The organism is Williamsoniiplasma lucivorax ATCC 49196, from assembly GCF_000518285.1.
GTDB classification, from domain to species: domain Bacteria; phylum Bacillota_I; class Bacilli_A; order Mycoplasmatales; family Mycoplasmataceae; genus Williamsoniiplasma; species Williamsoniiplasma lucivorax.
This window is the reverse complement of sequence record NZ_JADH01000002.1, coordinates 70902-94704: the sequence shown is the minus strand read 5'-3', so window position 1 is coordinate 94704 and position 23803 is coordinate 70902. Positions and strand designations below refer to the sequence as shown.

The following is a 23803-nucleotide window of genomic DNA, read 5'->3' as shown; positions in this document are numbered from 1 at the left end:
ACATGTCTATATCTTGGTATAACAAATGTATTTCGAATCAGGTCTTAATTGAGTTAATAACTCTAAATAATGCTCACGCACTTCTTTAGAAAATGCAGCTAAAGGTTCCACCAAAACAAATTGGGTTTGTTTGACAAAAAATAAAGCCAAGAAATTAATTAATTGTTTTTGCTGGTTGCTCATTAAGGTTTGATCCATCAACCAATCAATTTCATGCTCTTTTAAAAGATTCATTAAATCTAAAGTATTAAATAAATTTGGATCAATATCTTTATTCCCTAAAAAAATATTTTCACTAGCTGTTGAGTAAATCAATTGTTCATTATTGGCAAGCACATAAATTTCTTGATTCTGGGTTGCTTGTTGATAAATCATTTCAATTTCACTAGGGTCATCAAGCATTTTGGTTTGCGTAATTTTAAACAATGACTTTTTAATTTCGACAAAATAAGTTTCAAATAAATGAAAATCTTTTCTTAAAATAAACAGTTTAATCAAAGGATTCAGTGATTGAATTGCTAAGTTTAAGAAAAAAGAACTAATGATTGAAACATAAATTACATTAAAGAAATTTAAAGTACCTTTTTCTAATAATGTAAACATCACCACAAACAAGAAAAAATAAATTATTTTATTCATTAGTTTATAAAATAAATTATCACCATTCCCTAACGTTTGCACATAGTTATTAATTTTGGTATTTTCTCCCATTGCTTTGACAATTTGTTGTTCAAAATTTTGGTCAAGTTGGCGTTCTTTAATTAATTTGTAATCGCGAACAAATTGACCTAAATTTTGATTCACATTTTTTTCTTGATATTGTTTTTTATTTTGAAATTTTTCGATGGTCAAACTAAATCAAATTTTGCTAACTAGTAAAATAGCGACCATCAGCAAAACAAATAAAACTAGTGAAGAGTTAATTTTTCAAATTCAAATCAAACAAACAATCCCAATTGAGAAAAAGGCAAAGAAATTAATCAGTGTTTCCATCATTAAAAAATTTATTTTAATTAAATCATGCATATTTTTAAATTCATCAGTAATGACTAATTCTTCAATCCCTTTGTTTTTGTATCTTAAATTAGTGATCGTAAACTTAAAAGTTTTTAAATAAAAATGATTAAAAATTTGCATTTTGACCCAATGATAAAAAAACTCAATCACAATCGAACTGAATGCCATTAAAATAAACATCCCGAGATGTTGATAATTAATTTTTTGCTGAACAGTTCAATGGGAAAACTCCATAATAAATTTGCTTGTTCATAATCATAAAAAATGATAAATAATTGCTAAAACAGAAAGGATAATTAAACTTGGAATTTCTTGTTTTAAAGTTAATCAAATTTTATCTTTATTTAAGGTAAATTTTAATTTACCTTTCTTTTGAAAAATTAAAATTTTTGATAAGTAAATTTCACTTAATTGTTCAAGTGTTAAAACTTCTGGTTTAACTTTAGCTGGATCAAAAATCCAAGCCTGACCATTTTCAATCTTATTTAAAATCACAAAATGCCCAGTTCCAAATTCATTGGTCACATTTAAAATAAATGGCATTTGGTGATTATTTTGTTCGAGCATCTCAATGTCAGCTTCATAACCTTTACTGTCTAGTTTGAAGTCTTTGGCAAAAGTTGCTAAATCAAAAAAACTCAAACCGTGTTTGTTTGAGTTATATTTGTTCTTTAATTCATACAAAGAAAAGCGTTTTTGTTGATGATGTTCAATCATCATTGCTAAACAAGCTCATCCGCAATCTTCATAATCTTGTTGGTTTATTAGTTTATATTTCATAAGTACCCCTTATTAGATTAGGGAAAAATTATGAATATTGCACGACCATATCTTTTTCTAATGCTTTTTTGGCTTTTTCGCCTTTAAAATGTTTAACAATTTCTAAAGCAAATTGAATTACAGTTCCAATACTTTGTCCAGTAATGATGTGACCATCAGTAATTGCTGGACGACTTAAATCGACATTCGCTTGTTCTAAAAATTTATTAGTTGTTGGGAAATGTGTCACATTTTTATGTTTTAAAATCCCTGCTTTTCCTAAAAGTTGGGGGGCTGCACAAATGGCAGCAACCATTTTATTTTTTTCATCAAAGCTTTTAATAACATTAATAATTTTTTCTTTTTCTAGTAAATGCTCAACAACAGCACCACCCGGAATAATCAAACCATCATATTCATTAACTTGCATTTGCTCAAAGCTTTTTTCAGCCATAAAATGAATATCATGAGCTCCTTTGATTAACAAGTCATGCATTGCTATCATATCAACAGTGATATCAGCTCGACGTAAAATGTCGATTGTTGCAATTGCTTCTGTTTCTTCTAAACCATTATGTAGTAAAATTGCTAGTTTTATCATATTTGTCACCTCTACTATTATTATAAAAGAAATAAACACCGAATGGTGTTTATTCTTGTGATTGATTAATTAATCCTGAAACACGCTCTTTGCGAATTTTGTTTGATGAAACTGATAAAGAAACAATAAAGACAAAAGTCGTGATTCCAAATGAGAGTAATGGTGGTCATCAACTAAATCCATAAGGAATCGCAAATCCAGATCGAGCAATTCCGAAAACAACTGCACTAATCAGAATTCAAGCAAGGACAGTTCCTAAAAGTCAAACGGCAACTGAACCAACAGAAACAACACCAAAAGTATATGTTTGAATTGTTCAGTTTGAATATCCCAATGCTCGCATTAAGACCATAAATTTCTTGTACTGGGTGACATAAATGTCACCAACAAGGGCGATCAATAATGAGGCCGTTAACACAATCGCGACAATTAAGAGAATTCCTAGTGATATTGCTAAAGTGTAAATTTGTTGAATCAATGCTTTTTGCGTACTTAACAAGAATTGGCTAGATACACTAGTTATTAAACTAAATCCAGATGCTGAAGATAATCCGATACTATATTGACCAACTGGTGGAGACGTAATAAATGAAGCCGAGTTAGTAATTCCTACTGGTTCTTCAATATTTGATAATTTCCCAGTGTGTCATTGACGTGATGCATAAGCTGTATTTTCTTGTGCATCATCCATATATGTCACTTGATTTAGATGGTCTTGATCAACATAAATATCATCTTTAACCTCTTTAAATTTAAAAGTCATTAACTGATCATCTCAAGGTCGGGGTTTATCATCTGGAATCACTTCCCCTTTTCTTGAGGTGTAATAATTAGGAGTATAGCCATAAGTTTTACCATTTGAATAACCTTTAATAGCATTAGCCACACCTTGATCAATTAATAATAATTTAGCATCAAATGAAGCAATAGTGCCAACATTTTGAAAATTAATTGTCACATCTTTATTTAGATATTCTACTTTTTGATTATCTTCATATCATAATGAACCTTGATATTGACTAGTTCTTTCAAAAGCATAACGATATCAATATGGTGAATTTGTACCTTGAATTAAACGCTCTAGTCCTGCTCCATGATCTTTTTTGTAATCAAGTGTGTAAGGTTGGATAATTTGATATTGACCATTATATCCTCCTCATGCTTTTTTGACAGAATCAGGAACACATTTAGCATCTACTTTCTTAACTCAACTTTCTGAGGCAGGTGGTTGAACATCTTGTCTAGTTCCAGGCATTGTCAAGAAATTATCATCAATGAATTCACTTGGAATCATTAGTTTTATATTGGCATATTTATAATATGGTCGTAAATAAGAACTAGTAATTTGATGATCATCATCAAAACCAAAATAGTTAAAGAGATAAGCTTTATTAGCTAAGTTCTTGTCTCCATTATAAATATCATTATAAGTAAATTTAGCATTATCAATTTTATAAATATCTAAATAACGAGAGTCAGCTTGTCCAGGTTTTTTGTCAATTAATGTTAAATCACTCTGAACAGCTTTTTGATATGCTTGGGTGATATCATTTTTAGGTTTTGGGTCTTTAGGAACTAAAGTTCCGTAAGGATTTTTATAAAGATTTGATTCGACAAAATCGCTATCATCATAAATTCACGCTTGTTTTGGTAATGGTTTGAAAGTGTTGTCATTTTTATTACGGTATGTTAATTGACGACTAGTTGTTGAGACATTTTCCAAAATTGGATTGTCTTTTAAATGATAAACTGCTTGTGATTGATTGTTATTAATCATTGGAATAGTTAATTGATTTTTAGCTTGGTCTCAAACTTGTACATCACCAACTTTAAATGAGGGAATATTTTTATCGCCATTTAAAATTTTATCGATATCAGCAATTTGTTTTTCACTTAAAAATAAAGCTTGTTGTTGTTTGGGGTTTAAAACATAAGCATCTTGTTGTTTGTCTAAACCAGTTATCGCTAAACCTTTAAATTGTTTAGTGTCAGTTTTAATGTTAGTCACTAAAGTTTCTTTTTTGGGAGTGACTTGTTCGACATTATAAGAAACGCCAAATTGTTCAAAACGTGATGGTGATTTATTAATGAAACCTTGCACATATGGTGGCATCGCTTTTAAAAGCACATTAATAATTTTTTCTTTTCAATCAGTACCACTAGCATCACCAACTCCATTACCAAAAGAACCTAGAATGGCTGAGATAATGTTTGGCAAGGCATTAGTAATAGAAGCACTGAATTTGAATGATAATTTTTGTTTATTAGCATCCAAACTTAAAGTATCATCATATTCACTTCCTAATCAATCCCTAATTTTATCTTCTTGAGAATTTAGAATTAGCCCTGTGAATTGATCAACTAAACCAATACTGAACGTTTGTCCTAAAACAGTGAAGAAGTTATCTCCAAACACATTTCCAGCTATTGATAAGAATAAACCTGGATTAGCTAACATATACTCATAAGCATACTCAATTCCATTATTATTAGAATTACTTATTAGTTGGTGACCTCTAGTTGCATCTCCTGTTGGTTGGTTTAAATATAAATAACGGGGAACTGGTGAAGTTTGAGAAATTGTTTGTGAGTAAGCATCTGGAGTTTTGTAATATCCATAACCTTTTTTAGTTTGAACATCTAATTTTAAATCAGCTTTAACTCAATCTTGGTCAAGAACTTCGGGATTTTGTGTATAGTTAATTGCTTGTTTAGAAAGTGGAGCATTAGCTATTGGTTCAAGATTATCATAAGAATTTGAATACCTAACTGATTTATAAAATGCGTTAACTGCGTTGTTGGCAATCGAAGGAATTGCTAATGCTCCCGACATTAGAAACGAAGTCATTCCGACAACAACAATTAATAAAGCAATGGGCTTTTTACCAGAACTTGTTAAAGTTAAGCTAAAACGTAAGTGGAAGGAAGATTTTGAAAATTTACCAATTTTCAATTTATCAATTCATTTAGAATTGGTTCATTTAACTGATGTTTCAAAAATATCGACAACTGATTTCTTAGTCATCATAAGGGCAGTGAAAAATGACACTCCAATAGCACTTAACCCAAAGACAAATAATGAAATGATGATCGAAACTCAATCAATTAAAATTTGGTTAGTGGCAATACTAAAATAATCAGCAAAAATATAAATAAATGGTAATTGTAAGCCCATCGCAGCAATTCATGCTAACGGAATCACAATAAAGAAGATCAATAGACTCGTTGCTAAATAACTAATGGAAATCATTTTAGGATCAGTTCCCATAGCTTTTAAAATTCCAATTTGTTTTGCATTAAAATGAATTGCTTTTCTAATATTAATCACAATGGCAATTAAGGCAATAATGGCGATAATAATTGCTGCTGAATAAGTAATTGCATTTAAGATTTTTAAAGCTAGAGGTAGTAACGTTCAGTTCAAACGATAATTTGAACTATTAAAATCAATTGGATCAAAATATGAAATTCCGGTTTGTTTACCATTTTGTTGAATCATATTTTTATCTACTTGTAAACTGTTTTCGATGTCCATTTGAAATGCTTTGAATAAGTTCAATTTTTCTGTTTTTGATAAAGCAACATTAGTCAAATCATTTTTATTTGGTGTTAAAAAGAAATTAAATGTATAAGCATTATTATCTTGATTAGCTGAAGCTGAACCATCTCCTGTTCTCATCATGGCGGCTGTTTTAGCACTAGCATAAACAACAGCTTCAGTTTTTGGTTGAGGAATTGGGAATAATGGGTCAGCTGCTGGGAAGTATGAAAATGCATCTGTTGCAAATCCAACCACTTGGACATCTGCTTGCCCAACAAGAATATAATCACCAAGTTGAATGTTATTAGCTTTAGCAAATTGTTCAGAAATAGTAACTTCTCCATCAGCATTTGGTTCTGTTCCGCTTAAAATAGTGAAATTGGCTGCTTTATTATCAAATGAGTTTTGAATCACCACTCGATATTTAAAGTTATAAATATGGTCAAACATAATTCCTTCTTTTCTGAAGTTAGCATTATATCCACTAGCAAGAGCATTAATTTGAATATGATATTGCATCATTGAAGCTCTCACATGGACATCAACATTTCCACCAGCATCCATTCCGTCAGATTTATCAAATGGAACTGTTGCTAAAAAATAAAAATTATTAAAAATTTCAATTTTTTTAAAAATTGGAGATTTCACGTCATCTTTATTTGCCATATAAAATAAATTTGAATTATACCCAGGAATAAAATCAATGTTTTTGATTTGATATTGTGGGTTTTGATTGTTTGTTAATTGAGTTGCAGGAGAGTCGATAATTTCAACAATAAAAGGTGTTGTCATACCTTTAAAACCTTTGTCTTCAATCTGTTTTTTAATGTCTTGATCATTAATTTCACCACGATTATTATCCTTGTGCTGGATAGTTACTTGGTCAATTGCATCTTTTTGATCTTGAGTTATGATAGAACCAACACCAATATTAGGGAAAGCATTAAAATTTGAAATATATTTTCCATCAGTTCACGTATTATTTTTGGCTGCACTTTTTGATGCATCTAATTTTGCACCAAAAATAAATGCAAATTTTTCTTCTGGACTTTTTGGTAAATCAAATGTTTTTAATGTCGCAACAATTCATTGACCTAATTGTGTATGTGTAAAAGTAACATAATTAGCAAATTCTCTTTCTTTTATTGAAAGTTTGCCATAGTTTTGCTTTGTAAAAAAACCTTCTGTTAATTCTCGAAGTTTACTAGTTCCTTCTTTTATACTTTTTTTAGTTATCTCATACAATGTTTGATCATAATTTTTAATAAACTTAAACTCTGCTTGGTTATTCAAAAATGCTCTTCAAATGGCGGTGTCTGCTAAATATGTCAAAGTCAGATCGGTTGATTCTTGATTATTTTTAGCTTGTCATAACTGATGCATATCAAAAAATAGTTGGTTAGCAAATAATCATGAAGCTGCTACTCTAAATTCATTATTATTTCCATTAATTGATAGTCTTCACACCTCTTTAAATGCCTCGTCCCCAGTCACCTTGGTTATATAAGTGTCTTGTTCATGAGCATCTCTTTTATATAATCTAATATTTAAAGCTGATTGTATTTTTTTATCCTGACTTAAAAAATAAGCAAAATCAGTATTATTAAAATCAACTATTGGCATTGATTTTACATTTTGAATTTCCGAATTAGTAAAGCTAGTACGACTTCCAACTTCTGTTGTACCTTGATAATCGAATTTATCAACTTTCCCAACAACATTATCATATGATGCTTTTAAAGCTCGTGATGAAGAGACTGAAACCCCTAAAATCAATGTTGAAAGGAAACTTAAAATAAGAATAATCACAAATTGAGCTTTAAATTTTGAAACACCTTTAAACCCTTGTTTTAATAACAAAAGAAAATTAGATTTATTTTTCATATTTTATTGTTTCCTTTCTTTTTTAATCTTTTCTAATAATTGTATTAATTACTCAGTTAGGAGTTTCAGTGGTTCATTGACCATCAACTTGAAATACCCCTTTAAGTAAACCAACTTCGTATTTTGTCTCTTTATGAGTATTTGGATTGGTGTATTTTAAATAGTATTTAATAACACCAGGTTCAGTTTGTGAAGCAACTCCTGAATAATCAATTAATTCTGTTGTTCATAAGTCTTTGTTAAAATATGGAGCAATTCTCTCTTGCACATATTTTGGCAGTGAATCATCAAGGATTCATGTTGACAATGTAGTTAAATTATTGACAATAGAAGCAATAGTTTTCTTATTACCTTTTTCAATAATTGGATTTTCTACTATATTGTGACCATATAATTGTTGTACACCATCTAAAAGTGAATTTTTTCTAAATGTAAATATGCCAGTTGTTTTATTGTTTTCAATTCCTAAAAGAAATGATGGTAGTGAAGTTGTGTCTTTATTTCAAGAAATTTCAGATGAGGCTTTAATTATTACCTTCTCTATGGATTCTGCATTATGTTTTTCACCTCAAGCCAGTCCGATAAGAAGTGCTGATACTATATCTCATTCTTTTTTTGGGATTAATTCAATTTGGGTTTTAAGTCACACATTTTGAATCTGATTACGATCCTTAAATGTGAAAACAACTTTTGCATTCAGAGCATTAAAAATTGTATCAAGTGTTCCTAAGTTCAATAAATAACTTTGACTCTGGATCATTGTTCTGTTTCTAACAACTTCAAATTCGTTAGCAACCGTATCAATTATGTCACTTAAACTTTTTTCTTTTAACCCATAAAGCATATTAGCACTATCTCAGATATTTAAACCAAACATACTTAGGAGATCACCCATTTTCATTGTTAAAAGTTTTTTAATGTTAAGTCCTGGTGGAATTTTAAAAGTTCCTCCTATGAATGATTCAATTAGTGGAGTTAATTCATCAATTAAATTCCCTTTAAATAAAGATGAGAAAATATGGTTAAATTTTTGGGGATTTTTAGAATCCTCATCAACTTCAGTTTTAAATTCTCTAAAGACCTTAGTAATTTTGTCTCTTTTTTCTTTATTTATCTCACCTGGAAAAATTTTAGCTAAAATAAAACCTAATAAAGGGTTAAGTATACCTAATAGTGTTTGAATTGTCATACCTTGATCTTTTTCATCATAAAAACCAAAATCAGAACCTATCATCATAGGTATTGAATATAATGCCTTATCTAATATTCCCTTAATTACTGGGTCAAAAACACCCACAGATGGTATAACCGATCTTATCAATGGATCTACTATCTTATCCCAAATGGGGGTTTCAGCTTGAATTTTATTGTCTCTATCTAATGCATTACCAAATAAAGTGGTAAATAAAACTCTTTGCAGTGCATATCCATTAGGATCATTTTCATCAAATGACAACAAGTTTTGTAAAAGTCCAAAAATTTGTTGTAAGTTGATAACTTGACTATATTTATTTCCTGTTTTTGTTCAACGAATAATTTTGTTTTCATCATTTGCTTTATTTACTTCATTAGTAATAACATCGTTTGGATTAATATATTTTGACCCCCTGATTCTAATAGCAGTTTGACCATTAGTTTCATCATGTTTAAATAAATGTTGATGATCTATTCCTTGACTTCCAATTAGTTCTGCATCTCTTTGAAATTCTTGCATATAAATTAATAAAGTTCTTAAATACTTCAAGACTTTTGCAACCCCATCAATTAAAACATCGTTAAAAGCAATGCTTATGCCTTCAAAACCTTTAGTAGCTGTTTTAGCATCTGTTATGCCCTTTAGTCATTCTTTATATGATTTAGGTGTTTCTCCTGGTAAATCAGTACCACTAAATAAAATTTCAGCTAAACCTTTTCAAAAATCATTAATTCTTTGATCAAAAACATCTTTGAATGTAAATTCAGTTATTGGTTTTTCCAATGTGTGTAAATCATCTTCATTGATAATAGATTGAATTTGTGCAAAAAGAGTTTTTTCTGTTAATTTACCATTAATAATTGGATCCAACACTTCTAGAAGTGTTGCATCTTGGGTCGCTATCATGTTTTTCACAGTATTGGCAACTAGTGATGTTGGTAATAGTTGTTCTAAAAGTGGAGCAATTGTTTCAGCACTAAAATCAGTGGCAAAAAGCATTGAAAAAACTCCAGAAATTAAACCAAAGGTTTTAGCAAACTGGCTTTCCCCAGTTAAACCTTTGTTTTTATCTATTTTATTATTTTTCATTTCCAAATCTAAACCACCAGTTGTCACACCATTGTTAAAGCTTCCTCAATTAGCAACTGTATATGGGTTGGAAAAAACATTATCAACAGAAAACATGCTGGAAACTAGTTGAGAAACTTTCATGTCTTTGGCATTACCAAGTTCCCCATTGATAAGGTTCCCCATTTTTTGATCATTCATATAACGAGAACCATAAGTTAAAGCAACCCCTTGCCCATTACCATCAGGAGCATCTTTTTTTTGGCCAATAATCGCACCACGAGCAATTAAAGAAGAAATATTGATATAATTACGAATTTTAGCTTCAATTGAAGATTTAACTTTATTTGAAAATGAAAAACCAACAATAGAAGTTGAAGCTGCTACAATTGATAATGTCCCAAAAATTGGTAAGAGTTTTTTAATCATTTTTTTACATTCTCCCGATGTTGTAAATTTTATTTTTCTTGGCTAACAATTAGGTCAATTTTACCATAAGCAAAATTTGAAATCTATAAAAATAGCTTATTTGGATTTTTTCATTTTTTGAAAAAGTTCTCAAATTTTTGCTTCATAAGCTGCATGGAGTTTGGGTTTATAATATCTAACATCTTTAATTTCTTGAGGTAAATAGTCTTGTTCAACTCAATCATTTGGATAGTTGTGAGCATATTTATAACCAATCCCGCTGCCTAATTTATGTGCTGATTGATAATGAGTATCTTTTAGATGTGGCGGGATATTATAGATCATCCCATTTTGCACATCTTGCATGGCTTGATTGACTGCTAGATATGCTGAATTAGATTTTTCACTTAAACTCATTTCCACAATTGCTAGTCCTAAAGGAATAATTCCTTCTGGATAACCAATTTCACGAAAAGCATGCACGGCTTGTAAGACATGGGTTGGTACATTTGGATTGGCCAATCCAATATCTTCATAAGCCATCACAACCATTCTTCGCATTAAACTTTCAAAATCACCAATACTTGCTAAACGAGCAAAATAATATAAAGCAGCATCAACATCACTTCCCCGAATTGATTTTTGTAAAGCTGATTTTAAATCATGAAATTCATCTCCATAACCAGCCCCACGGATTTGGGCTAGGGGCATCACATTCGTGATAAAATCAAGCGTTATTTCTTGATCGGCATATAAATTAATAAAGATTTCTAAGTTATTAATCGCACTTCTTAAATCACCACTAGCAATTTGACACAAGTAATTTAAAGCATCATCTGTGATGTTAATCGCTAGCCGGTTTTGGGCGATTAAATTCTTAAAAAAACTAAACATTTCTTGGGCAGTAATTGGTTCAACTTTAATGATTGTTGCCCGTGAACGAATCGAAGGATTAATCACGAAAAAAGGGTTTTCAGTTGTTGTGAAAAAGACAGTTAAATTACCTTTTTCCATATGTTCTAAAAGTAAATCTTGTTTATCTTTATTCATGCGGTGCACTTCATCAACTATCAAAATAAAGTGCTTGTCATTATTGAGTTGACTAATAATTTTTGTCAACTTTTCTTTTTTATCATAACTAGCATTAAAAAGATCATGATCAATTTTTAAGTCTTTGGCTAATGCTAAGGCAAAGCTAGTTTTACCAGTTCCCGGTGGACCATAAAAAATTAAAGAGGTCACAAAATGTTTGGCGACCATTCGTGAAATAATTCCACCTGGGGATAACACCTTTTCTTGACCTACAACATCGTTAATAGAATTTGGTCTTAAAAGAAAAGCTAAAGGTTTATTCATTGTTGCCTCCCATAAAAAAACTAGGTTTAATCAACAAAGCTTTGTTGATTAAATATACCTAGTTATTTTACTACATTTGGATTTTTTCACCAAAAACATCTTCAAATGTTTGTTCGTATCTTTCAATGCCTTTAATTTCTAAAATTGCTTTTACTTCATCAGGAACATCATCAAGATCTTTCATGTTTTTCATTGGGACTAAAATCTTTTTCAAACCACTACGAGCAGCTGAAATTGATTTTTCTCTTAATCCACCAATTGGTAGGACAATTCCTCTTAAAGTAATTTCTCCAGTCATTCCAATATCTTTGGAAACAGCACGATTTGATAAAGCAGAAATGATCGCTGTTGTAATTGTGACCCCAGCACTTGGTCCATCTTTTGGGACAGCTCCTTCAGGCACGTGAATGTGGACATCATTTTTTTCAAAAATATCTTTATCAATCCCGAAACGTGCATAATTAGCACGGACATAGTCAAAAGCAATCGAAGCAGATTCTTTCATGACTTCCCCTAGTTTACCAGTTAAAGTTAAGTTACCTTTACCAGGGAAGTAATTGACCTCGATTGGTAAAATATCTCCCCCAAATTGGGTATATGCTAAACCAGTAACCACCCCAACTTGGTTTTCGTCTTCTTTAGTGGTGTGTTCAAATAAACGTTTTCCTAAGTAATCATGGACAATTTGGGTTGTGACATTGACAGTTGTAACTTCACCATTTAATAATTTAACAATGAATTTACGAGCAATTGATTGAATTAAACGTTCTAATTGACGCACCCCAGCTTCACGAGTGTAAAACTTGATTAACTCATCTAATCCTTGATCTTCAAATGTTAATTCTTGGTCAGATAAAGCATGTTCAGCTAAAACTTTAGGCACTAAATATTCTTTGGCAATGTGCATTTTTTCAATTTCAGTATAACTTGATAAGTTAATGATTTCCATACGGTCATATAATGCTTCAGGAATGTTTTCTAAATAGTTAGCAGTCGCAATAAACATCACATCCCCTAAATCATAAGGTTCTTCAATATAGTGATCACTAAATTCTTGGTTTTGTTCTGGGTCTAAAACCTCTAACATCGCAGCAGCTGGATCCCCTCTTTGATCTGAAGTCATCTTATCAATTTCATCTAATAAGAAGAGTGGATTTTTGACTTTGGCACGTTTCATCGTTTGAATAATTCGTCCAGGCATTGAACCAACATAAGTTTTACGGTGCCCACGAATTTCAGCTTCATCACGCACTCCACCTAAAGAAACTTTGACGAAGTTTCTCCCAATTGCTTCAGCAATTGAACGGGCAAGTGAAGTTTTACCAACTCCTGGAGGACCAACTAAAGTAATAATTTGGCCTTTTAAAGTTTTAGTTTTTTGTTTAACAGCTAGATATTCAATAATACGGTCTTTAACTTTTTGTAACCCATAATGATGTTCATCTAAAACTCTTTTGGCAAATTTTAAATCTTCAATATCATCAGTTTTTTCTCATCATGGAATTGACATCATTCAATCAATGTAGTTACGTTCAACATTAACTTCAGCACTCATTCCTTGCATAGTTTCCATTTTATTAATTGAAGCTAAAATTTTGTCTTTAATTGCTTTAGGGAATGGTTCAGTTTCTAAACGGTTACGGTATTTTTGAATTACATCACCATCACCATCATCGCCTAACTCATCTTTAATTGTTTTTAATTTTTCACGTAAGTAATATTCACGTTGTTGTTTATCCATACGGTCTTTGATTTTACGAGAAATATCATTTTCCACTTCAGCTGAATTTTCAATTTTTTGCACTGGCGCTTTAAAAGAACTAATTAAAAGTTCTAATCTTTTGAAAGGGTCAAATTCAATTAAAGCTTCAGTTTTTTGTTCTGGAGTTAAGGTCGCCATTTGATTAATTAAATCATCCACAACAGAACTGAATAATGACATATTCGGGTTAGTAATGAAATCTTCCATTGATTTTGGTAATTGTTTTAACTTAGTTTTAATACGATTAATTAAATTCAATGCTGATGCTTGTTGTTCTTCTGTGAACACCACATCATTCAAAGGAAGATTAACTGCGATTAAATTGATTGGGCTGTTTGGTTCAGCATCTTCAACGATTGCGCGACTAATCGCATTTAAAGTAACTGTAAAAGTGCCATCTTTTCATTTTTTAGCAATATCAACAGTTGCTAAAATACCAATTTTAAAAGTATCCTTAACTTCAGGATCGTTCATAGTTGGATCTTTTTGGACTAAAATAATAATTTTAGAATTGTATTCTTTAATTGCTGTCTCAATCGCTAATTTGGAATGTTCACGCCCAACTTCTAAAGTTTGTTGTGTTCCTGGATAGGCAAACACCCCTCTAGTAATTAAGGCAGGTAGTTTAGTTTTTTGGCTCATAGTTTATGAATCCTCCTTTTGATACAAAAATATAATAACATATTTTTTAGCACTTGTTTATAGCAAGTGCTAAAAAAGCCCAATTAGGCTTTTCCATTATTGTCATAAATAAAGTTTGTTAATAATTCTGCTTCTAATTCACGAGCAATTTGGTCGCTTGGTAAAATTTGTTTAACATAATCAGCTTCCACACCGAAAGTTTTGGCTAATTCACCATATTTAGCTTCAATTTGTTCTGGGGTTGGGGCAATATTTTCTTTGGCTTTAATTTCAGATCTTACTAAGTAAGTTTCTAAGTTTAACTTAGCATCTTCTGAAATTTCTGCTTCAATCATTTCGTCAGTTAAACCAGTCGCTTTTTTGTATTCTTTTAAAGTTAATCCTTTACGGACAACTTGTTCTTCGAATTCTTTTTTCAATTCTTTGATTTGGTGAGCAATCGCTGATTTTGGTAATTCAATAACTGAATCTTTAATAATTTCATCCATCACTTGATTAATAAATTCTTGTTTAGCTTGGTTTTCTTTTTGGGCTAAGATATCTTCTTTAATTCGTGTTCTTAATTCCGCAATAGTATTAATATTTGGCAAGTTTAAATCTTTTGCTAATTCGTCATCAGGGGTTGGGAAAATTCTTTGGTTAATTTCATGAACATTTAATTCAAAAGTTGCTTCTTTACCAGCTAATTCAGCTGTGTAACCTTCTGGGAAAGTTACTTTAATCGCAGCTTCACCAAGTCCTAATCCAATCATGGCATCTTCAAAGCCAGGAATGAAATCATTTGAACCAATCACCATTTTGTGACCTTTTAATTCTCCACCTTTAAAAGCAACACCATCAATTGTTCCTTTAAAGTCAAATGTCACCGCATCACCTTTCTTGATTTTTTCTTTCGCATCGCGTGCTTTTTCCATGACAAAGCGTTCTTGGTATTTTTCAATAACTTCTTTCACTTCATCATCAGTTACACTAATTTTTGGTTTAGCAACTGTGGTGATTTTAGTATATTTACCAATTTTGATTTCTGGTTTTAAATCAAAAGTGAAATCAACAACTAAAGTAGTAGCATCAACTTTAACTGGGTTTGGTGCAGGTGAAGTCATTGGTTCAATAGTTGGTTTTTGATCTCATGCAAAATCAAAAGCTGGTTTAATCGCCAAACGGTAAGCTTGATTAAAAATTTTAGCTTGGGTTAAATGTTTTTTAACTTCTGAAGCTGGTGCTTTCCCTTTTCTAAAACCTGGAATTTCTAATTCACTTTTAGCACGGTTTTCCGCTTTTTTTAAAATGTCTGTTCATTCTTGACCATCAATAGTCACAGTTCATTTTCCTTGCCCTTGAGCAATTATTTTTTCTTCTTTAAATTTCATCTTATCCTCTAATTTCTAGTGTATGCAATGGCGATACTTTTTGGTTTTAAGTTTAAGGTTTGCAAAACTGCACCTTCAATATTTTGATTAATTTTCTTTTCATTAACACTAGTTGTTAAAATTGCTTTTGGCAAAACAATTTTAACTAAAACGTATAATAGGTTTTCTGAATTAATCTGAGTGTGAATTTCAACATCCACAATTTCTTTTTGTAAAGCTAATTTAGCAGCGTTCAATAACAGTTTATCAAAGGCTGCTAATTTAACATCTAGTGATCCTCTAGAATTTTTCTCAATGGCTATATACATAAATTTTCCTATTGAGCACGACCAGAATATTTACCATCACCAGTACTGATAATAACAACTGTACCTTCGTTGACAAATAATGGTACTTGAATTTCTCATCCAGTTTCGACTGTTGCTTTTTTTTGTGCTCCACTAGTAGTATCGCCTTTAACAGCAGCTTCAGCTTCGATGATTTTTAATTCAACTTTATCTGGCAGTGCAATTCCTAAAATTTCACCATCATATTCAGTCATCTTAATCATTAAGCCATCAGTTAAAAAGTTTTTTTCTCATTCAAGACTTTTCATTGGAATTTGCACTTGTTCATATGTGCTAACATCCATCAAATATGCATCATTACCATCATTATATAAATACTGCATATCTTTTCTTTCAATCATCGCCTTTTCAACTTTGTCTCCACCAGTAAAAGTGATCTCAGTTCTTGAACCAGTACGCAAGTTTTTTACCTTGACACTCACCTTACCTTGTTGACGACCAGTTTTAGAAAATGATTGTTCAATCACAACATAAATATTATTTTCATATAAAAATGTTGTTCCAGGTCTTAAATCATTAACGTTCATAAACCCTCCTTGTTCTTTAATACTTTATTTATTATAAACTATCTCTTTATATTTAAAAACCAAAAAAGTGTAATTTTTAGCTTACACTTTTGGTTTTAAATCATTTCATTTTAATTTTGTAGATGTTGTTGTTCAATTGCTTGTTCCAGATTTTTATTTGCAGCCATCTTGACTTTAAGTTGTGCTTGGGGATCTGGAAATTCATCAGCTAAGAATTTTTTAAAGGCTTTGCGATTCATCGCTCAAAATAAAGCAACTCCGAAGACAGTTGAAACTCCATATTGAATTCCATCAATAGTTAATTCAGTGATGGCTGCCGAATGAGCTGTCCCAGTACTTAAATTAATTAAATAAGCATTTAATACATAGATTAAGACAAGTGAACAAGCAATCGGAATTGCACCATATCCAGTAATTAATTTAGCTAATGTTTTGCAAACCACAAACATTAAGATGTGAACAATAATTCCAGCAGGAATTGTGATAAATGAAGCAGCTGCTAAATCAATAATGGTTGGATAAATTAATCCCGCAACTAACATCATTGGTCCAGGGATTAAAGGAATTAGTGCTAAGTAAACACCATCTGCTGCTTGAAAAACAACATTGTCAGAAATCTTAATAAAAGCTGTTGTCATGCCAATTGCCACTAACAGGGCAGCAGTCATTCCCGTTTGGACAATATATTTGATTTGTTTAAAATGACTAAATCAAGTCATCGATGCATGTGATCATACCATAAAGATATTTTTATTTTTTTTGAAATCTTTCATTAAAAAAACCTCCAATGCTAATATCTGTATTATTTATAGCATAATTTCCGGCATTTATGGGAGTTTTTCCGGCTTTTTGAATGATTAGAAGTTTTAAAAGTTGATCACCAGTTTGCACAATAATCCCTTCTTGGTCAAGATAAAGAATCTCACCAGGGAAATGGACTTTACGATTTAAGGGGAAAAGGTCTTGTTCAGTTAACAAGCGTGCTTGATGAATTTTAAAGCGCACTCCATCAAGTTCAGTATAAGCATTTGGAGTTGGTGAAAGAGCGCGAATTTGATTCAAGATTTCTGTCGCGCTTTGTTCTCAAGCAATTTTTTCTTCAGCACTAGTAATGTTTTTACAAAATGTAACTTCAGCTTCATTTTGTTCAATTGGGGGTAATTGTTTTAAGGCAATTGGTACTAATGCTTCCTTGACTAATTCCGCACCAGCTATCGCCATTTTTTGAAACAATGTTCCACTATCATCATCAGGGGTAATTTCAACTTGTTTTTGGGCAAAATAAGGACCAGCATCCATTTTTTTAACCATTCTCATTAAAGAAATGCCAGTGATTGTTTCACCTTTTCAAATCGCATATTGAATTGGTGCTCCTCCGCGATATTTTGGTAATAAACTACCATGAACATTTAATGCTTCAAGCGTTGGGATTTGCAGAATTTTTTCAGGAATAAATTGACCATAAGCACAAGTAATTATAAAATCGGGATTGGCTTGTTTGATGATTTGATAATCATCCCCAATTTTATTTGGTTGAATAATTTTTAAATTATGCTCCAAAGCCACTTGTTTAACTGGAGTTGGTAAAATTTCTTTTTTACGACCCACTGGTCGGTCTGGTTGGGAAACAACCAGACAAACATTAAGTGTTTCCATGGCCATTAATTGTTTTAAAATTGTCGCCCCAATTTCTGGAGTTCCACAAAACACCACATTATATTTTTTCATTAATTAACATTCTTTCATAAATTGCTTTTACGCGTTGCAAAATCACAACCATTGCTAAAGTATCACGACCACAATACGCTAACATATCAGGGAAAATTTTAGTTTGTCATGTTTTGACGTCAATATAACCATCAACAAATTCTCGAAAAGTTTGACTTGCTTTATCTCCACGATTAATTGTTAAATCTTTATATGAAACATTTGGTTCTAAAGCTGGTTGGGTTTTTTTAATCGAATAACTACCATTAAATAATGGGTGATAAACAAGATATCAATCACGACCATCTTTTTTACTTCCTTTGAAAAAATTCATTAAATCCACTGTGTTTTGGACAATATACATTAATGGTTTAGCAATTTCTGGGAATAAGTAAGCCATGCGTTTTAAAACCATTTTTTCAAAAGCTTGGTTGTAAGCAACATAAACTCCGGGTCCATAACTAAAAATGTCTTTTAAAAAACGATAAGCAAATTCTGGACGAGGATCAGCTTGGAGATTAGCTAAAAATTCTTTATGCTCCATAGTTTGGGGATTTTCATAATCATATTTATCATCAACTAAAGTGTGCATCGAATATTGAAATGGTGTTTGGTAGTAACTATTAATTTTATTAAAACGTGGAATGGCTCATTTCACAGTTTCAAAATCATACATGACAACTGGATAATTTTCATAAATGTTCAATTCATCAGCCAATTGCAAACGATTAGTAATAATCTGGGTTTCATCAAACAAACTAGGATTGGCTGCTCATTTTTTATAAACATCAAAATGGGTGTGGTGTTGAGGTTGGAAAAATGGTTTGTCGGGAGTTTTGCGTAATTGATGGTCAAGTTGATTTAAAGAAGGAATATCATCTAAATAAACTAAACTAGTTTGACGATAAACATAAGCTTTATGCACGTTTGCAAATGCGGGAGAACCAGTAAAGTTAAAAACCGTTTCACGCGCTTTATCAAATCATGGTAAAGCATGATAACAACTAACATTTTTATTCATTAAACTAGCATATTGAAATTGTTGATTTTTTTGATCAAATTTCATTAATAGTTCACATTCATCTTTTTGGAAATAAGCATTAATTTGTTCGGCATTATAAGCCATTAAATTAGTTAATTGCACCATTAAAAAATCTAATTGGTCATTAGCTTTTAACTGTTGATATAAATCAAAAAAGCGCACACCTTTTTTATATTCTTCTGCAATATTTAAAAAATGACTATATTCACTTTTATCGAGAATTAAATTATCTTCTGGGGTTGTTTGAATCATTTCCATTTGGTCAACAATTGCTTTAGCTTCAGCAAAAGCAATTGGTTCAATCCCTGCTTCCCATTCTTTAACTAAATCTGAAAAGCTTCAACCATCAGGATTTTCGACCCCACGAATATAACTTTTACTAATATGACCTAAAAATAAATTATCCACAATAAACCCGAGTTTTTCCAACACTCAAGCTTGATAAACTAAATCAAAAAAATGGGGATCCTTAACTTCACTCACACCTTTAAATTCGATAATTTCGACATGCTTATTTGGCTTTAATTTTAAAACGTCACAACGTACTTTAAAATTATTTTGATCATAACTAAATGCTGGTTCAAATAAATAAGCATATTGATCATATGCTTGATCAATTAATTTCTTAGTTGCTACTTCAGCTGCCACAAAAGATAGTTCACTAAAATCTTCTGTTAATTTTTGACCTCCATTTTCTTTAGCATTAATTTGCATATACAAATCTTTAGCTGCATTCCCAATCGCATTTCCATCTTCGATTTGCTCACCAGCAAATTTTAATAAATCAAAACCGTTTTCATCAGTTCAAGCTTGATTAAAATGTTCTAATAGTTCATCTTCTTCACTTGTACGTTTGGTCTTATGTGCTAGTTCATAAACTTGAAAAAGATCAATTGGTTTTGTTTCACCATAAAATTCTTCATCAATTTCCATCGCCCCTTGCCCAACATATTCAAATTTTTCTTCTTGTTTAAACTGGATAGCAATTTTAAAATTATCTAATGAATGTCAAATTCAAGCACTTTTACCACATTCAGTTAAAGCCATTTTAAAATCTTCTTTACTTAAGTTTGTTTTATAAATTTTTTCCATATCTTCCTCGCATTAATTAAATTATATCTAAAAATAACTCATCTTACTCCCACTCTTGATCTCACAACTAATTCCAGAGTTAATAAATTAAAAACGAACTAATTAGTTCGTTTTTAAAATTATTCAGCTTTTTTACGAGTGGGCACAAATTTTTGGGTTTTTAAATGACGCACCATGCGGTCATTACTAGTTTCCCCAGTTGGTTCTTTACCTTTGTTTTCTTTAGCTTCTGCTTTAACTTTTTTGTATTCAATTTTTTCTTTTTCTTTTAACTCTTTTTCTTTAAGTTTTTCATCTTTTTTCAACTGTTGTTTTTCATCTTTAGTTAATTTGATTTCTTTTTCCGAAATCGCAATGCGCTTTTTAGTTTCTTCTAACTCTAAAACACTATTCACCATTCAATCAGTTTTATAATTTTTTTTATCAATTTTAGTGGTAATTCCTTCCACTTCATAAGCTTTGATTTCTAAAATTTTATTTGTTTTTGGTTCGATGATTTCGACGACAACATCAAAGACGTCACGATATTTATATTCCACACCTTTACGAGCGTAAACTTTTTGAAATTCAATACGTAAGTTTTTACGCCCTTCTTCTTTGGCAATAAAACCTTTGATTTTTTCACGAACTTCTTGATAACGTTTTTCTTTTTCTTTTTTAGAGGCCTTACGTCCAGTAATTGTTGTCACAATTACAAAAATAATCACCCCAATTAAAACAACCAAGAGGACTATTGTCATTGTATCCATTATAAACCACCTCTTTTTTCTATTTTTATCTTATTACTATATCTTATTGTAATTGTTCTTTAGAGACTTTGTCAATAATTCCGCCACCTAAACAGATATTCCCTAAATAAAAGACAGCTTGTTGACCTTCTGTGACAGCTTTCACAGGTTGAGCATAACTCACTTGATAACTTCCATCTTTAAGTTTAATTAGATGAACCGGACTATCTGCTTGACGGTATCTAAATTTAGCAGTACATCAAAAATCATGAAGATCATCAACATATTGAGTCAAATCTAATGTTCAGTTGATTTCATTGACAATCGCTTTGTTAGAAAGCAAGAAACTTTCGTCCCTCGCTTTAGCGACATAAATAATTTTCTTATCAATATCTTTATTAGCGACATAATATGGTTCAGCCATGCCTCCAAGATTCAAACCTTTGCGTTGGCCAATAGTGTAATACATTACCCCAATATGGTGCCCAACAACTTGGTTTGTATGAATATCCACAATTTCTCCAGGTTGGTTAGGAATATAGTTTTGTAAGAATTTAGTAAATTCTCTTTCCCCAATAAAACAAATCCCCGTTGAATCTTTTTTATTGGCTGTCACCAAATTGTGATCAGCGGCAATTTTTCTAATTTCTGCTTTTTTTAAACTTTGTAAAGGAAAGAGTACTTTACTCAATTGTGCTTGGCTCAATTGCGCCAGAAAATAAGTTTGGTCTTTGTTTTGATCAAGAGCACGAATCATTTCAAATTGTTTGGTTTGGGCATTGAATTGCACACCAGCATAATGACCCATAGCAATTTTATCAGCTTTAAGTTCGGTTAAAGCATAATTTAAAAACTTATCAAATTTAATATATTTATTACATAAAATATCAGGATTAGGTGTTCGCCCTTTTTGATATTCTTCAATAAAATATTGAAAAACATGGTCTCAATATTCTTTAATAAAATCAACCCGATGTAATTTAATCCCAAGTTTGGCAGCCACTTGTTGGGCATCAAGATAATCAAGTTCTTGGGGACAAGTGGCATCAATTTGTTGATCATTGCCAAGGACATCATTATTCGCCATTGAGTCTCAATTGCGCATGAATAAAGCTTCAACTTCATAGCCTTGTTCTTGTAACAACAAAGCTGCAACAGATGAATCCACCCCACCACTCAAACCGACAATAACTTTTTCTTTTTTCACTATTTTCTCGCCTATTCTTCTCAAAATAATTGCTTTTAAGCAACCAATATTATAACACTTTTATTGGATAAATGCTAAAGCCACAAAGTAAGCTAGTAAGACCAAACATAGTGGTCAAATCAAAATATGAACTTGTTTTGCTTTTTTAATAATTAACATAATAAAGGCATATGACAAGATTGCAATTGCTACTCCATTGACAATTGTGAATGTTGTAACTGAAAAAATAATAGCTAAAAAAGCTGGAATCGCAAATTGTGGTTTATGCCATTCAATTTCCGCAATATGTAAAACCATCAGAATGCCAATAAAGACACAAGCAGCTCCAGTGACAACTGTTGGAATAGTGGCAAAAACTGGGAATAAGACAATTGCCACTCCAAATAAAACAACATTCACAAGTGCCGCCACACCAGTTTTTGCCCCTTGATGAATACCAGCACTTGATTCAACCATGACAGACATCGAACTAACTCCTAGAATTCCATTCATAATGCCTGAACCAGCATCAATCAGCATTGTTGGTCGATTGACTTCATGATGGACAGCTAAACCTTTATTACGTTGCATATTCAAAGTATTTAAAGCAGCACTATCATCAAAAAATGACATTAACATGACCACTAACACACAAACATATAATCCTGGGTTTGATCAAACCTTGGGATTAGCAAAACTTTGCATTCCTGATTTGATGTTTCAAATAAAGCCTTCAAAATCATAATGAAAATTAAAACCATTTCTAAAATTTGCTGAAGAAATTTTAGAAATTTGTGATTTTGGTAGTGTGTTGGCAAAAATAATACAAATGATAAAACCAATCACAATGGATAAAGCCACACCCCCATTAACTTTGCGATAATGGAAAAAGAGCATCAAACCTAAAGTAGCCATTCCTAAAATAATGAATAAATAATTTTCTTTAAAAGTGGCAAGGGATGCAATTGGTAATTGGGTATTGGCATCCATTTTAAATCAACCCATTTGTTCAAATCCAACATAAGCAATAAAAAAAGCAATGGAAACAGCAAAAATAATTGATAACGATTTAGGAATAGCTTGCAAAATCATGGCTCGCATTGGAGTGACTGTAATAATGAAGAAAAGAATCGAAGCTAATAAAACAGCAATCATCGCCCCTTCAAAACCTAATTTAGCTTGTTGAGCTAAAGTAAAAGTGAATAAGGTATTCATCCCCATTCCTGGTGACATAACAATTGGAACATTGGCTCACAGCCCCATTAAAAGGGTGGCAACAATCGAAGTAATGGCTGTCGCAAAAAAGATGCCAAACTCATTCATTGTCACATTTGGATCATTAATTGATTGCGATTGACTTAAGATGTCACTGTTAACACTTAAAATATAAACTAAGGCCAGAAAAGTTGTTAAACCACCAAGCAACTCTTTTTTTAGTGTGGTTTGAAATTGGTCAAACTTAAAATATTTTTGCATTTTAAAAATTGCTTTATTGCTTGATCAACGAAATTCTTGGTTTTGTTGATCGATGAGATTTTTCTGTTTCATATACCCTCCAATAAAAAATAGAT

Annotated in this window: 15 protein-coding genes; all 15 read right to left on the bottom strand. The window is 31.3% G+C overall.

Annotation, left to right across the window (positions count from 1 at the left end; translation table 4 throughout):
* Positions 1 to 6: 6 nt before the first annotated feature.
* Positions 7 to 1797 (bottom strand): cysteine peptidase family C39 domain-containing protein, encoded by a 1791-nt coding sequence (locus P695_RS0101220; RefSeq protein ID WP_028126495.1) that lies wholly within the window; start codon positions 1795 to 1797, stop codon positions 7 to 9.
* A gap of 28 nt (positions 1798 to 1825) precedes the next feature.
* Positions 1826 to 2377, bottom strand: coding sequence for a DJ-1 family glyoxalase III (locus P695_RS0101215; RefSeq protein WP_028126494.1), 552 nt, complete (start codon positions 2375 to 2377; stop codon positions 1826 to 1828).
* Between the two features lie 49 nt (positions 2378 to 2426).
* Positions 2427 to 7802, bottom strand: a complete 5376-nt coding sequence (locus P695_RS0101210) for an ABC transporter permease (RefSeq protein ID WP_028126493.1) — start codon at positions 7800 to 7802, stop codon at positions 2427 to 2429.
* Positions 7803 to 7824: 22 nt separating this feature from the next.
* Entirely contained in the window at positions 7825 to 10494 is a 2670-nt protein-coding gene (locus P695_RS0101205; protein ID WP_028126492.1) for an MOLPALP family lipoprotein, read from the bottom strand.
* A 96-nt stretch (positions 10495 to 10590) separates the two neighbouring features.
* Positions 10591 to 11829, bottom strand: a complete 1239-nt coding sequence (locus P695_RS0101200) for a replication-associated recombination protein A (protein ID WP_028126491.1) — start codon at positions 11827 to 11829, stop codon at positions 10591 to 10593.
* A 70-nt stretch (positions 11830 to 11899) separates the two neighbouring features.
* Positions 11900 to 14233 carry an endopeptidase La gene (gene lon, locus P695_RS0101195; protein ID WP_028126490.1) on the bottom strand — a complete coding sequence of 778 codons (2334 nt, stop codon included), beginning with the start codon at positions 14231 to 14233 and terminating at the stop codon, positions 11900 to 11902.
* Positions 14234 to 14316: 83 nt separating this feature from the next.
* Positions 14317 to 15603, bottom strand: coding sequence for a trigger factor (gene tig / locus P695_RS0101190; RefSeq protein WP_028126489.1), 1287 nt, complete (start codon positions 15601 to 15603; stop codon positions 14317 to 14319).
* Between the two features lie 8 nt (positions 15604 to 15611).
* On the bottom strand, positions 15612 to 15911 hold the full coding sequence (locus P695_RS0101185; RefSeq protein ID WP_028126488.1) for an MMB_0454 family protein: 300 nt from the start codon (positions 15909 to 15911) through the stop codon (positions 15612 to 15614).
* 8 nt (positions 15912 to 15919) lie between these two features.
* Positions 15920 to 16477, bottom strand: coding sequence for an elongation factor P (efp, locus tag P695_RS0101180; protein WP_028126487.1), 558 nt, complete (start codon positions 16475 to 16477; stop codon positions 15920 to 15922).
* A 110-nt stretch (positions 16478 to 16587) separates the two neighbouring features.
* Positions 16588 to 17250 carry an ECF transporter S component family protein gene (locus tag P695_RS05260; protein WP_051437290.1) on the bottom strand — a complete coding sequence of 221 codons (663 nt, stop codon included), beginning with the start codon at positions 17248 to 17250 and terminating at the stop codon, positions 16588 to 16590.
* Positions 17228 to 18208, bottom strand: a complete 981-nt coding sequence (gene fmt, locus P695_RS0101170) for a methionyl-tRNA formyltransferase (RefSeq protein ID WP_420855369.1) — start codon at positions 18206 to 18208, stop codon at positions 17228 to 17230. Before fmt ends, P695_RS05260 begins: the two co-directional genes overlap by 23 nt.
* Entirely contained in the window at positions 18192 to 20318 is a 2127-nt protein-coding gene (locus tag P695_RS05255) for a DUF2779 domain-containing protein (RefSeq protein WP_051437288.1), read from the bottom strand. The genes fmt and P695_RS05255 overlap by 17 nt, the downstream gene beginning before the upstream one ends.
* Positions 20319 to 20437: 119 nt before the next feature.
* A complete protein-coding gene (locus P695_RS0101160) occupies positions 20438 to 21067 on the bottom strand; it encodes a hypothetical protein (protein WP_028126485.1) in 630 nt (209 codons plus the stop codon).
* 43 nt (positions 21068 to 21110) lie between these two features.
* Entirely contained in the window at positions 21111 to 22253 is a 1143-nt protein-coding gene (gene mnmA, locus P695_RS0101155) for a tRNA 2-thiouridine(34) synthase MnmA (RefSeq protein ID WP_028126484.1), read from the bottom strand.
* A 60-nt stretch (positions 22254 to 22313) separates the two neighbouring features.
* Positions 22314 to 23780, bottom strand: a complete 1467-nt coding sequence (locus tag P695_RS0101150) for an NCS2 family permease (protein WP_051437286.1) — start codon at positions 23778 to 23780, stop codon at positions 22314 to 22316.
* Positions 23781 to 23803: the final 23 nt, after the last annotated feature.